Source organism: Achromobacter sp. EG18 (assembly GCF_059759395.1).
Window position 1 is genome coordinate 5,532,943 of sequence record NZ_CM186213.1, and the last position, 13,162, is coordinate 5,546,104.

Annotated in this window: 13 protein-coding genes; 7 read left to right on the forward strand and 6 right to left on the reverse strand. The window is 66.6% G+C overall.

From position 1 onward, the window contains the following. Position 1: 1 nt before the first annotated feature. Positions 2 to 820: an AAC(3) family N-acetyltransferase gene (locus AC6CR5_RS25550; RefSeq protein WP_054472847.1), complete on the reverse strand. Its 819-nt coding sequence runs from the start codon at positions 818 to 820 to the stop codon at positions 2 to 4. A gap of 151 nt (positions 821 to 971) precedes the next feature. On the opposite strand from AC6CR5_RS25550, the gene ettA reads away from it, so the two are divergent. The 5 genes from ettA (at position 972) to AC6CR5_RS25575 (ending at position 4,359) form a co-directional block, all read left to right on the forward strand. Beyond that, positions 972 to 2,645 carry an energy-dependent translational throttle protein EttA gene (gene ettA / locus AC6CR5_RS25555; RefSeq protein ID WP_112957312.1) on the forward strand — a complete coding sequence of 558 codons (1,674 nt, stop codon included), beginning with the start codon at positions 972 to 974 and terminating at the stop codon, positions 2,643 to 2,645. A 58-nt stretch (positions 2,646 to 2,703) separates the two neighbouring features. Continuing rightward, positions 2,704 to 2,979 (forward strand): type II toxin-antitoxin system VapB family antitoxin, encoded by a 276-nt coding sequence (locus AC6CR5_RS25560; RefSeq protein WP_006388973.1) that lies wholly within the window; start codon positions 2,704 to 2,706, stop codon positions 2,977 to 2,979. Continuing rightward, positions 2,966 to 3,343 carry a type II toxin-antitoxin system VapC family toxin gene (locus AC6CR5_RS25565; RefSeq protein WP_054507022.1) on the forward strand — a complete coding sequence of 126 codons (378 nt, stop codon included), beginning with the start codon at positions 2,966 to 2,968 and terminating at the stop codon, positions 3,341 to 3,343. Before AC6CR5_RS25560 ends, AC6CR5_RS25565 begins: the two co-directional genes overlap by 14 nt. 67 nt (positions 3,344 to 3,410) lie before the next feature. Then, complete coding sequence (locus AC6CR5_RS25570; protein WP_054504957.1) at positions 3,411 to 3,944, forward strand: isochorismatase family protein; 534 nt, start codon at positions 3,411 to 3,413, stop codon at positions 3,942 to 3,944. A 190-nt stretch (positions 3,945 to 4,134) separates the two neighbouring features. Further along, complete coding sequence (locus AC6CR5_RS25575; protein WP_006388976.1) at positions 4,135 to 4,359, forward strand: YMGG-like glycine zipper-containing protein; 225 nt, start codon at positions 4,135 to 4,137, stop codon at positions 4,357 to 4,359. Positions 4,360 to 4,488: 129 nt separating this feature from the next. Here AC6CR5_RS25575 and minE read toward each other — a convergent pair whose 3' ends face one another. The 4 genes from minE to AC6CR5_RS25595 all read right to left on the reverse strand — a co-directional run bounded on the left by minE (position 4,489) and on the right by AC6CR5_RS25595 (position 8,667). Beyond that, entirely contained in the window at positions 4,489 to 4,746 is a 258-nt protein-coding gene (minE, locus tag AC6CR5_RS25580; RefSeq protein WP_006388977.1) for a cell division topological specificity factor MinE, read from the reverse strand. Between the two features lie 3 nt (positions 4,747 to 4,749). Then, complete coding sequence (gene minD / locus AC6CR5_RS25585; protein ID WP_006388978.1) at positions 4,750 to 5,565, reverse strand: septum site-determining protein MinD; 816 nt, start codon at positions 5,563 to 5,565, stop codon at positions 4,750 to 4,752. Positions 5,566 to 5,753: 188 nt separating this feature from the next. Further along, positions 5,754 to 6,683, reverse strand: a complete 930-nt coding sequence (gene minC / locus AC6CR5_RS25590; protein ID WP_269878287.1) for a septum site-determining protein MinC — start codon at positions 6,681 to 6,683, stop codon at positions 5,754 to 5,756. A 217-nt stretch (positions 6,684 to 6,900) separates the two neighbouring features. Then, complete coding sequence (locus AC6CR5_RS25595; RefSeq protein ID WP_047992557.1) at positions 6,901 to 8,667, reverse strand: glutamine--tRNA ligase/YqeY domain fusion protein; 1,767 nt, start codon at positions 8,665 to 8,667, stop codon at positions 6,901 to 6,903. Positions 8,668 to 8,803: 136 nt separating this feature from the next. Between AC6CR5_RS25595 and AC6CR5_RS25600 the strand changes: the two genes are divergently transcribed. Then, positions 8,804 to 10,147 (forward strand): cytochrome ubiquinol oxidase subunit I, encoded by a 1,344-nt coding sequence (locus AC6CR5_RS25600; protein ID WP_006388982.1) that lies wholly within the window; start codon positions 8,804 to 8,806, stop codon positions 10,145 to 10,147. Next, positions 10,144 to 11,199: a cytochrome d ubiquinol oxidase subunit II gene (locus AC6CR5_RS25605; protein ID WP_006388983.1), complete on the forward strand. Its 1,056-nt coding sequence runs from the start codon at positions 10,144 to 10,146 to the stop codon at positions 11,197 to 11,199. The genes AC6CR5_RS25600 and AC6CR5_RS25605 overlap by 4 nt, the downstream gene beginning before the upstream one ends. Positions 11,200 to 11,332: 133 nt before the next feature. Here the strand turns inward: AC6CR5_RS25605 and recQ are convergent, their stop codons facing one another. Next, positions 11,333 to 13,162, reverse strand: coding sequence for a DNA helicase RecQ (gene recQ / locus AC6CR5_RS25610; protein WP_006388984.1), 1,830 nt, complete (start codon positions 13,160 to 13,162; stop codon positions 11,333 to 11,335).

Sequence of the window (13,162 nt, forward strand, 5' to 3'; positions counted from 1 at the left end):
TTCAGCCCGGCGCGGGCTGGCCTTGCCAGTAGCGCACGGCGTGTTCGACGGCGACCCGCGCTGACACGCGCAGGCCGTGGCCCGCGCCGAGCGGGAAGCGCCGCGCCAGTCCGGCGTCGATCAACGACTGGCCGACCGGCAGGAAATGATCGGAGTCGAGCAAGGCGGGCTGGTCATATCGCTTCCAGACACGCCGGCCGTGCTCGATGATGGGCGAGGCTTCGGGCTGGCGCGGCCGCGCCGGCCAGGCGCGTTGTTCGGCCAGGTGCAGCATGGTGCAGACATCGAAGCCGACGCCCAGCAACAGGATCTCGGCGTCGGCGCGCAACAGCTTGGCCAGCGGCGAGGTTTCGCCCAGCGGGTCCTCCAGTTGGTGGCCGGCGGTCAGCGTTTGGGCGCCGGCGCCGACGGCCGCGAACGAACAGGTGGGATGCAGGCTGCGCACGGCGCCGGGCCAGGTGCGGAACAGCTCGGCCACCGCGCCCATGCCACGCGTGGGCGTGATGGCGGGATCGTAGGCCGGCATGTGCTCGTACAGGGTGTCGAGCCAGGCGGCCGGCACCGGCGGCGCCTGCCACTGCGCGGGATCGGTCAGGTCGGAGGAGTGCGCCGGCATCGCCACCAGGCCGTCGGAGCCGACGCAGTCGAGCAAGGCCTGGATCAGCGCCACGGGACCGCCCGCGATCCAGCCCAGGGCGCGCAGCGAGGTGTGCACGAGCACCGTGGCGCCGGGGCGCAGGCCGCCGTCGCGCAATTGCGCCGCGAGGCTGTCGCGGGTGGCGGGAAACGGGGTGCGGGCCAGCAGGTCGGCTTCGGTCATGGGGGTGGGCAGGGTGCCGCGAGGGGCGTCATGGAACGGACACAAGCGGTAAATATAGCCTTGCCGCCGGCGCGCGGACCCCGCCCGCGCGCCTGTCCGGGTTCCGGCCTACAATCAGCGATTCATCAGCTTTCTTTCCCTATACGAGCCCATGGCCCAATACGTCTACACCATGAACCGCGTCGGCAAGATCGTGCCGCCCAAGCGGCAGATCCTGCGTGACATCTCGCTTTCGTTTTTTCCTGGCGCCAAGATCGGCGTGCTGGGCCTGAACGGCTCGGGCAAGTCGACGCTGCTGAAGATCATGGCGGGCGTGGATCGCGAGATCGAAGGCGAAGCCATCCCCATGCCGGGCCTGAACATCGGCTACCTGCCGCAGGAACCGCAGCTCAACCCCGAGCACACGGTGCGCCAGGCGGTTGAGGAAGGCCTGGGCGCGGTGGTCACCGCCAAGAAGCGCCTGGACGAGGTCTACGCCGCCTACGCCGAGCCGGACGCCGACTTCGACGCGCTGGCCGCCGAGCAGGCCGAGCTGGAAGCGATCATCGCGGCCGCCGCCTCCAGCGGCGCCGACGACATCGAACACCAGATGGAAATCGCCGCCGACGCGCTGCGCCTGCCGCCCTGGGATGCCATCGTCGGCAACCTGTCCGGCGGTGAAAAGCGCCGCGTGGCGCTGTGCCGCCTGCTGCTGTCCAAGCCCGACATGCTGCTGCTGGACGAACCCACCAACCACCTGGATGCCGAAAGCGTCGAATGGCTGGAACAGTTCCTGCACAAGTTCCCGGGCACCGTCGTCGGCGTGACCCACGATCGCTACTTCCTGGACAACGCCGCCGAATGGATCCTCGAACTGGACCGCGGCTACGGCATTCCCTGGAAGGGCAACTACAGCTCCTGGCTGGAGCAGAAGGAAGATCGCCTCAAGCAGGAAGAGGCGTCCGAATCGGCCCGCCAGAAGACCATCAAGAAGGAACTGGAGTGGGTGCGCCAGAACCCGAAGGGCCGCCAGGCCAAGGCCAAGGCGCGCCTGGCCCGCTTCGAGGAACTGTCGTCCTACGAATACCAGAAGCGCAACGAGACCCAGGAAATCTTCATTCCGGTGGGTGAGCGCCTGGGCAACGAGGTCATCGAATTCAACAACGTCAGCAAGGCCTACGGCGACCGCCTGCTGATCGACAACCTCAGCTTCAAGGTCCCGGCCGGCGCCATCGTCGGCATCATCGGCGCCAACGGCGCCGGTAAATCGACGCTGTTCCGCATGATCGCGGGCCGCGAGCAGCCGGATTCGGGCGAAGTGAAGATCGGCCAGACCGTCAAGCTGGCCTACGTCGACCAGTCGCGCGACGCGCTCGAAGACAAGAAGACCGTGTTCGACGCGGTCGCCGACGGCGCCGACCTGCTCACCGTGGGCAAGTTCGAAATGTCCTCGCGCGCCTACCTGGGCCGCTTCAACTTCAAGGGCGGCGACCAGAACAAGGTGGTCGGCCAGTTGTCGGGCGGTGAACGCGGCCGCCTGCACATGGCCAAGACGCTGATCGCCGGCGGCAACGTGCTGCTGCTGGACGAACCGTCCAACGACCTCGACGTCGAAACGCTGCGCGCGCTGGAAGACGCGCTGCTGGAGTTCCCCGGCAGCGTCATGGTCATCAGCCACGACCGCTGGTTCCTGGACCGTATCGCCACGCACATCCTGGCTTTCGAGGGCGATTCGCAGGTGGTGTTCTTCGACGGCAACTACCAGGAGTACGAAGCCGACAAGAAGCGCCGCCTGGGCGAAGAGGGCGCCAAGCCCAAGCGCCTGCGCTACAAGGCGCTGAAGTAAGCCGGCCTGTCAGGCGGTGCGAAAATCCCGGCCATTGCGCGCCGGGATTTTTTTTCGGATGATAGAATCAAAAAGTTCATCATTTGATGCGAATTTTTGCTCCAATCATTTCAAGGAGGCCAGTGTGCGTACGACTGTGACGCTCGATGACGACCTGCTCGAATTGGCCCGTACCTATACGGGCGTCCAGGAGACATCGGCGCTCGTAACGCGAGCGCTGACCCAGCTCGTGCAGAAAGAGGCCGCGAAGCGGTTGGCCAAGCTTGGTGGTAGTTCGCCCAAGTTGAAGCCTATCCCGCGGCGGCAGACGGAAACCTGCAATGATCCTGGTTGACACTTCCATCTGGATAGATCATTTATCCGACGGCGAGCCATTTCTGGTGCGCTTGCTGGAGGAAGAAAGTGTATTGATGCACCCGTTCATCGCGGGTGAATTGGCGCTGGGTTCGTTGGGCCGGCGTGACGTTGTATTGGGTGCGATGTCGCTATTGCCTCAAGTCGTGCGTGCGAGTCATGACGAAGTCATGCACTTTCTTCATAGCGAGAGATTGTTTGGAAAGGGCATTGGTTATGTGGATTTACACTTGTTGGCGTCCACGCGACTGACACCTGGCGCGGCGCTATGGACCAGGGACAAACGGCTGCAGGCACTCGCCACCACCTTGAGCCTGGCGGTTGATCCCCCGAGATATCATTGAGTGAAGCGGTTTGGCGTGATGGTCGTACCGTATCGTCGATACCGCCTTCAACCTCAGGAGACCTCCCATGTTGTTGCAAGCCTCCGATTCCACGCTGCTCATCGTCGACATGCAGGGCCGCCTGATGCCTGCGATCCACGACGGCGACGCGGTGGTGGCGGCCAACGCCAAGCTGGCGCGGGCCGCGCGGCTGCTGGATGTCCCCGTGGTCGCCACCGAGCATCACAGCAAGATGCTGGGCGTCACCGTGGCGCCGCTCGCCGAGCTGGTGCAGTCCACTTTCCAGAAGATGCACTTTTCGGCCGCGCGCGAACAAGGCTTCGATGCCTGGCTGCCGGCGGCGCGAAAAACGGTGCTGGTGACCGGCTGCGAAGCCCACATCTGCGTGTTGCAGACCGTCATCGGTTTGACCGGGCTGGGTTACAAGGCGGTGCTGGTGGCCGATGCGGTCGGTTCGCGCAAATCGTCCGACCACCATGCCGCGTTGCGCCGCGCGCGCGCCCACGGCGCCGAGATCGTCACCACGGAAATGGCCATTTTCGAGTGGATGGAGACCTGCGAGCACCCGCGCTTCCGCGACGTGTTACGTCTGGTCAAATAGCCGGCCGCGCCTGCAACATCGTCCCTGGGAGTCGCAAAGATTCCCTCGCCCTTTGACACAATTCCTGGGCAAACCTAACACCGCGGGACGGGATATTTTGCGATCCTGAAGGCTCTAAACCCATAAGGGGTATCGTGCGCTCGCGTCTGGATCTAGGTGCGGCCCCGGGTACAAGAATAGGAGCCTCATCATGAAAATCGCATCTCTTTCCAAAATCTGTGTCGCTGTCGCCATGGCCGCCGCCATGGCCGGTTGCTCGTCGTGGGACAGCATGAGCCACCGCCAGAAAAGCACGGTGGGCGGTGCGGCGCTCGGCGGTGTGGCGGGTGCCGTCATCACCAACGGCGGCATCCTCGGCACGGTGGGCGGCGCGGCGATCGGCGGCGTCATCGGTGATCAGGTGGGCAAGCACTAAGCCGCGAACCAGGCAGTCGCCAGGATGCGCTGGCGTACCGTGCCAAACGCAAAAACGCCCGGCATTGCCGGGCGTTTTTGCTTTGTGGCGCAGAACGAGGCGCGCGCCGGCGGGCGGCGCGCGCGGACATCAGGTTTCGCTTTGCGGCATCTCGATCTTGACCTCGAGCACTTCGAGCGTGTCCTGGCGTTCCAGGTGCACCTTGATGTCCTCGGGATTGATCTTCACGTACTTCGAGATCACCGCGATCAGTTCCTGCTGCAATTGCGGCAGGTAGTCGGGCGAATCGCCACGGCCCCGCTCGTGGGCCAGGATGATCTGCAACCGTTCCTTGGCGACGGAAGCGGAGGTTTTCTTTTGACCAAGCAGAAACGACAGGAAGGACATTGCTTACTTGCCTCCGAACAGGCGTTTCAGGAAACCCGGCTTTTCGTAGTCGGTAAAGCGCAGGGCCTTGTCTTCGCCCAGGTAGCGGGCCACGACGTCCTTGTAGGCCTCGGAGACGTCGGTATCTTTCAGGTGGATGGCGGGCAGGCCCTGGTTGGAGGCTTGCAGCACGGCTTCGGACTCGGGAATGACGCCGATCAGCTTGATGCGCAGGATGTCCTCGATGTCGCCCAGCGACAGCATTTCGCCGTCGACCACGCGCTTGGGGTTGTAGCGCGTCAGCAGCAGGAATTCCTTGACCGGCTCGCCGCCCTCGACGGCGCGTTTGGACTTGGCCGCCAGGATGCCCAGGATGCGGTCGGAATCGCGCACCGACGAGACTTCCGGGTTGGTCACGACCAGCGCGTCGTCGGCGAAATAGGCCGCCATCAGCGCGCCCGTCTCGATGCCGGCGGGCGAGTCGCAGACGATGTAGTCGAAGCCCATTTCCTTCAGGTCGTTGATGACCTTTTCCACGCCTTCCTGCGTCAGCGCGTCCTTGTCGCGCGTCTGCGAGGCGGGCAGGATGAACAGGTTTTCAAGCTGCTTGTCCTTGATCAGCGCCTGGTTCAGCGTGGCTTCGCCCTGGATCACATTGACGAAGTCGTACACCACACGCCGCTCGCAACCCATGATGAGGTCGAGGTTGCGCAGGCCGACATCGAAGTCGATGACAGCGGTCTTGTGGCCCCGCATCGCGAGGCCCGCGGAAAAACTGGCGCTCGTCGTGGTCTTGCCCACGCCGCCTTTGCCGGAAGTCACCACAACAATGCGTGTCATGACGATCAAACCCTTATGTTCGAATAAATCGCGTTATCGTAAAGCAAAAAGCCCGTGTAAGGCTTCTTACAGAATGTGTTGAACGGGCACGGCCCGTTCGAGGCTGACAGAGTATTGCGTTGCAGGACCATTCCGCGTCCGGCGCCGTCTCGCGCCAGCCCCGACGGCATGGACCGCGGAAGGGCATCTCAGGCTTTCAAGGCCTCGATGCGCAGGGTGTCGCCGTCCAGCCGGACCAGCGCGGGCTGGTTGTGCAGCGAGCGGTCGAGCTTGTCTTCCACCACGCGGTACACGCCGGCCACGGCCAGCAGCTCCGCGTCCAGGTGCGTGGTGAAGATGCGCGCCGACGTGTCGCCGCGCGCGCCGGCCATGGCCTTGCCGCGCAGCGGACCGTACACGTGCACATTGCCGTCGGCGATGACCTCGGCGCCCTGGCTGACCATGCCGATCACGACCAGGTCGGTATGGCGCGCGTAGACGCGCTGGCCCGAACGCAGCGGCTTGGTGATGACCAGGGCCGATGACGATTGCGGCGCGGCCGGCGTGGGGCTGGGCGCCGATGTGGTGCTGGCGGCGGCGCGCTCGGGCAGCGGCTCGGCGGCCGCCTTGTCGGCGGGCTTGTCGGTGGCCTTGTCCGCGGATTTATCGGCGGTCTTGTCGGCAGCCTTGTCGACCTGCGCTTCAGCGGCGGGCGTGGGGGCGGGGGCGGGGGCGGGGGCGATCTCGACGGCGGCGGCCGGCACCGACGGCACCGGCGTGGCGACATCGTTGGGCGGCGCCGTATCGATGACCTGCGCCGGCCGGGCCGCGGGGGTGGACAGCTCCACCGGCGTCAGGCCGGCGGCGCGGGCCGCGGCCAGGTTGGCGCCCTCGGCCACGATGCCGATGGGGGGCAGGTTGTGCCCGCGCAAGGCCGCGACCAGGGCGGGCCAGTCGATGGTTTCCTCGACACGGCTGGCGTCGATCACCACGGGCTCGTTCTCGAAGAAGCTGCCCGCGTCCGCCATGCGCTTGGCCAGCGCGGCGTTCAGGCGTTCGGGATCGGCACTGTGCAGGACCACCCGGATGGCATACAGGGTGGCGCTCTTGAAGTCCAGGGCTAGGGATTCAGTGTTCATCTTGATCGGGGGCTGGCGGTTCCGGGCGCCTGGAAGGGGCGCGCGCAACCGGCTGCGGAATGTCGGGCATGATAACCCGCCCCGGGCCCGTTCAATCGATTCGGCAAGGGGGAAAAAACCCGGAATCGCGGCGGATGGCGCAGGCGCCGCCGGACGCGGCGCCATCCGGCGGGTCTTTCATGCGGGTCCCAGCCCTGGCAGCCGGTCCCGCCGACGATCAGCCCTGCACCCAGGAGTCGCGCAAGGTCACGATGCGGTTCAGCACCGGCTTTTCCGCCGTCGATTCCTTGATGTCGGCCGTGAAATAGCCCAGCCGCTCGAACTGCCAGGTCGCGCCCGGCGTCGCCACCGTGCCCGGTTCCAGCCAGGCCGTCACCGTCTCCTTCGAATTCGGATTCAGGCAGGCCAGGAAATCCTTGTCGCCGCCATCGGGCCGCGGATCCGCGAACAGGCGGTCGTACAGATGGATCTGCGCCGGCACCGCATGCGCCGCGCTGACCCAGGTGATATTGCCCTTGACCTTGACGCTGTCCGCGCCCGGCGTGCCACTGCGCGTTTCCGGCAGGTATTCGGCCTGCACCTCGACCACTTCGCCGGCCTCGTTCTTGGTGAAGCCGGTGCAACGCACCACGTAGCCGTATTTCAGGCGCACCAGGTTGCCCGGGAACAGGCGGAAGTATTTCTTCGGCGCTTCCTCGCGGAAATCGTCACGCTCGATCCACAGCTCGCGCGACAGCGGGAACTCGCGCAAGCCGGCCTCCGGATCGTGCGGATTGCGCGGCGCCGTGCAGATTTCGGTCTGGCCTTCCGGATAGTTGGTGATGACCAGCTTGAGCGGGTCCAGCACCGCCACCGAACGCGGCGCGATCGGGTCCAGGTCGTCGCGCACGGCCTGTTCCAGCAGGCTGTAGTCGATGCGCGAATCCGACTTCGACACCGCCGTGCGGTCGCAGAACAGGCGGATCGAGGCCGGCGTGTAGCCGCGGCGGCGCAGGCCGAAAATGGTCGGCATGCGCGGATCGTCCCAGCCATCCACGTGGCCTTCGCGCACCAGTTGCAGCAGCTTGCGCTTGCTGGTGACCACGTAGCTCACGTTCAGGCGCGAAAACTCGTACTGGTGCGGCAGCGGCCGGGCCAGCTTGCCCAGTTCCGCCAGGCGTTCCAGGATCCAGTCGTAGAACGGCCGCTGGTCTTCGAACTCCAGCGTGCAGACGCTGTGGGTGATGCCTTCCAGCGCATCCTCCACCGGGTGCGCCCAGCTGTACATCGGGTAGATGCACCACTGGTTGCCGGTGCGGTGGTGGGTGGCGTGGCGCACACGGTACATGACCGGATCGCGCAGGTTGATGTTGGGCGACGCCATGTTGATCTTGGCGCGCAGCACCAGGCTGCCATCCGGATGCTTGCCGTCGCGCATCTCGCGCAGCAGCGCGATGGACTCCGCGGCCGGGCGGTTGCGCCAGGGCGAGTCGGTGCCGGGTTCGGTCAGGGTGCCGCGGTTGGCGCGGATCTCGTCGGGGCTCTGTTCGTCGACGTAGGCATGGCCGGCCTCGACCAGCGCCTCGGCGAACTCATACATATAGCCGAAGTAGTCGCTGGCGAAATACAGGTTGTCGCGGCCGTCGGCCTTCCAGTCGAAGCCCAGCCAGTGCACGGCCTCGATGATGGCGTCGACGTATTCCTGGTCTTCCTTCTCGGGGTTGGTGTCGTCGAAGCGCAGGTGACAGACGCCGCCGAAGTCGCGCGCCAGGCCGAAGTTCACGCAAATGCTCTTGGCATGACCGATGTGCAGGTAGCCGTTGGGCTCCGGCGGAAAACGGGTGCGGATCTTCGCCGGGTCGGGCTCGCCCTGCTGCTGCACGGCGGCCGGGCCAGGCTTGCCGGCCCAACGCTTGCCCTGGAAGCGGTTGGCTTGCAGGTCGTCCTCGACGATGTTGAGCAGGAAATTGGATGCGGCAGGGGTCGGCGTCGTGGCGGAGGTCATTCTTGAAAGAATAGGAAAAAGCAGCGACAAAGCGTCAATTTTGCCACGTTCCCGGGACAAGCCATTTTTGGCTCGCTGCAAGCGGTTTCAAACTGGCCCCCATTGTCATGTAACTGGCTCTACACTACGGGCCATCATGGATATTTCCACTCTTTCATTGGCCCGCGCGCAATTCGTGGCCAGCCTGAGCTTCCTGGCGTTGTTTCTCGCCGTGGCCCTGGCGCTTGCGTGGGTCCTGCTGTTCTTCAAACTCCGGGCCCGGTTCTCGGGCCTGGGCGGCTGGACCGCCGCCTACCGCTTCTGGGTCCGCATCTTCGCCCTGTCGTTCGTGCTGACCCTGGCCGCCTGTGTACCGGTGCTGATCCAGCTTGGCAGTCTGTGGTCCGGCCTGATGGACAAGATCGGCAACGTTGCCGGTCCCCTGCTGGGCTACGGCATCCTGTCGGTCTTCATCCTCAAGTCGTGCTTCCTGGGCGTCATGCTGTTCGGCCAGCGCCGCGTGTCCGACGGCGCCCATACCCTGGCGGTGCTGATGGTGGCGGTGGGACAACTGGTGGCGCTGTTCTGGGTGCTGGCGCTGCAATCCTGGATGCAGACGCCCGACGGCGCGGTGCTGGTCGATGGCCGCTACCAGGTCTACGACTGGACCGCGGTGGTGTTGAACCCCTCCGTCGGCTGGCGCATGGCCGTGGTGGTGGTGGGATCGGCCCTGGCCGCCGCCTTCCTGATGATGGGCGTGACCGCGCTGCAGGCGTTGCGCCGCCCTCTGGGCGATGGCGAACGCGCCACCTTCAAGACCGGCCTGGTGATTGCCGCCCTGGCCGCGGTGCTGCAGGTGCCGGTGGCGACCGGCGCCGGCCAGATGGTGGCCAAGTACCAGCCCGCCAAGGCCGCCGCCGCCGCGGGCTATTGGGAAAGCGGCAGCGAACCGCGCCTGGTTCTGTTCGGCTGGCCGGACGCCCGCGCCCATGCCAACGTGGCCGACTGGACCTGGAACAACGCCGGCGGCATGTGGCTGCATCGCAATGACGACGGCACCTATCTCGGCCTGGACAAGTATTCGGGCATGCTGCCGCCGGTGGCGCTGACCTTCTGGTCGCTGCGGGTCGCGGCCGGGCTGGGCCTGTTGATGCTGGCCGTCTCCTGGATCACCTTCCTCTGGACCTGGCGCCGCGGCCTGGACGTCTCGGTGCTGCCGCAATGGTGGCAGCGCGTGCTCTGCGGCATGATGTTCTCGGGCGGTATCGCCGTGGTGGCCAGCTGGTGGGTCTCGGTGATCGGCCTGCAGCCCTTCGTCGTCAACGGCACCGTCACCCAGACCGAGGTGCTGGGCACCATGTCCTCCAGCACCGTGCTGTATGGGCTGGTCGGCTATGGCGTGTTGTATGCGCTGCTGCTGGCGGCGTTTGCCGGCATGCTGTTCCATGCGGCCCGCTACGGCGTGGTGCCGGTGCGCAAACTGGGCGGAGGCACGCCATGATCGCCATGCTGGCCGCTTCGCAGGGGTTGAGCCCCGATGATCCTTCTTTCTGGATGCCGCTGGCGTTCATGGGCCTGCTGTTCGTCGTCATCGCCGCTGGCGTGGTGCTGGACGGCTTCGACCTGGGCGTGGGCATCCTGCTGCAGCTGGCGCCCGAACAGGAGCGCGGCCGCATGATGAGCCTGCTGAGTCCCTGGCGCGACGCCAACGAGTTCTGGCTGTTGCTGGGCATGGGCCTGTTCGCTTCCGCGTTTCCGTTCGCCTGGGGCGCGGTGCTGGGCAAGCTGTACGGGCCGCTCACCTTCATGGTGCTGGGCGTGGTGTTGCGCAGCGTGGCCTTCGAGTTCCGCATCCGCGCCCGCAACGAGGCCAAGCCGCGCTGGATCTTCGCCTTCTGGGCCGGGTCGCTGATGACCGCTTTCGGCCAGGGCATGCTGCTCGGTCGCATCGCCACCGGCTACCAATCCGACGCCGGCTATGGCTGGTTCGCGCTGTTCGTCGGCCTGTGCGCCGTGGCCGCCTATGTGCTGCTGGGCGCGTCCTGGCTGGTGATGCGGGTCGACGGCGACCTGCAGCGCCGCGCCGCCAACTGGGCGCGCCATGCGATCCGCTGGACCGCGGTCGGCATGGTGGCCATTGCCGTCACGCTGGGCCTGGCCAACGCCGGCATCTTCTACAAGTGGAGCAACATCGCCCACCTGAGCCTGGCGGCCACGGTATGGGTGCTGATGCTGGCGGGCTTCGTGGCCGCCGAAATGCTGCTGGCGCGACTGCCGGGCCGCGCCGACCGCTTCAGCTGGCTGCCGTTCGTGCTGTGCGTGGCGCTGTTCCTGCTGATGCTGAGCGGGCTGGCCTACAGCCTGTTCCCCTTCCTGATCCTGGACGACATGACGCTCTGGGACGGCGCCGGCGCGCTGGGCTCGATGCGGCTGGTGATGGCCGGAGCGGTGGTGGGGATACCGGTGGTGCTGGTGTTCAACATCCTGGCCTACCGCTCGGTGTTCGGCAAGGAGCGCGCGCCCGTGCCGCTGTTGCCGCCGCCGTCGCCCTGAGGTCCGAGGCGGCAGGCGCCGGCGGATGACCATGTCATCCGCCGTGCCGGGCCGCCCTGGTCGGCCACCCCGGCCGCCCTGGTCGGCCACCCCGGCCGCTCCGGTCGCGGCTCCCGGGAGCGGGGGCCCGGCGCTACAGCACCGGCCGCGCCACCCGTTGCAGGATTTCCTCGCCGTAGGCTTCCAGCTTGCGCGCGCCGACCCCGCTGATGTGGCTGAGCGCGTCCATCGACTCGGGCTGGGCCAGCGCGATCTCGCGCAGCGTGGCGTCGTGGAAGATCACGTAGGCCGGCACGCCGTGGCTCTTGGCCACTTCGCCGCGCCAGGCGCGCAGCGCCTCGAATACCGGTTGCAGTTCGGCGGGCAGGTCGATCGCCGCGGCCTTGGCGCGGCTGCCGCCGCTCTTGCCGGAGCGGGCCTTCTTTTCGGATTCGCGCCGCAGCATCAGCTGGCGCTCGCCCTTGAGCACGGCGCGGCTGCCTTCGGTCAGGGCCAGCGTGCCGTAGCCTTCGTTGTCGACGGTGAGCAGGCCCTGCGCCAGCAACTGGCGCAGCACGCCGCGCCAGGCCGTGTCGCTCAGGTCTTCGCCCACGCCGAACACGCTCAGGGTTTCGTGGCCGTGCTGTTTGGTGCGGTCGGTGACCTTGCCGCGCAGGATGTCGATGATGTGACCGGCGCCATAGCGCTGGCCGCGTTCCTTCCACAGCCGGTACACGGCCGACAGCACCTTCTGCGCCGCCACGGTGCCGTCCCAGGCCTGGGGCGGATCGAGACAGACGTCGCAATTGCCGCAGGCGCTGATCTGCTGGCCGAAATACGCCAGTAGGCGCACGCGGCGACATTCCACGGTTTCGCACAGGCCCAGCATCGCATCCAGCTGCTGGCCGAGGCGGCGGCGGTAGGCGTCGTCGCCCGGGGATTCGTCGATCATGCGGCGCTGTTGCACCACGTCCTGCAGGCCGTAGGCCAGCCAGGCGGTGGCGGGCAGGCCGTCGCGGCCGGCGCGGCCGGTTTCCTGGTAATAGCCCTCGACCGACTTGGGCAGGTCGATGTGCGCCACGAAGCGCACGTCGGGCTTGTCGATGCCCATGCCGAAGGCGATGGTGGCGACCATGACCACGCCGTCCTCGCGCAGGAAGCGCGCCTGGTTGGCGGCGCGCACCTGCGGGCTGAGCCCGGCGTGGTACGGCATGGCGTCGATGCCCTGGTTGCAGAGGAATTCGGCGGTTTCCTCGACGCGCGCCCGCGACAGCGCGTAGACCACGCCGGATTCGCCTTCGTGTTCGGTGCGGATCATGTCCAGCAACTGCTTGCGCACCTCGTTCTTTTCGACGATGCGGTAGCGGATGTTGGGGCGGTCGAAACTGGAGACGAAGTGGTGCGCGTCGGTCAGCGACAGGCGCTGGGCGATCTCGTTGCGGGTTTCGGCGGTGGCGGTGGCGGTCAGCGCGATGCGCGGCACGTCCGGCCAGCGCTCGTGCAGCATCGACAGGCCGAGGTATTCGGGGCGGAAGTCGTGGCCCCATTGCGAGACGCAGTGGGCTTCATCGATGGCGAACAGGGCAATGTTGCCGCGCTCCAGCAGTTGCAGGCAGCGGTCGGTCAGCAGGCGCTCGGGCGCGACGTAGAGCAGGTCGAGCTCGCCGGCCAGGAAGGCCTGTTCGACATCGCGCGCCACGCGCCAGTCCTGGGTCGAATTCAGGAAGGCGGCGCGCACGCCCAGTTCGGTCAGCGCGTCGACCTGGTCCTGCATCAGCGCGATCAGGGGCGAAACGACGATGCCGGTGCCTTCGCGCACCAGCGACGGGATCTGGTAGCAGAGCGACTTGCCGCCGCCGGTGGGCATCAGGACCAGCGCGTCGCCGCCGTCGATGACCTGCTGGACGATGGCTTGCTGGTCGCCGCGGAAGGATTCGTAACCGAAAACGCGCTGCAGGACTCCGAGGGCGCGCGCGTCAGACAT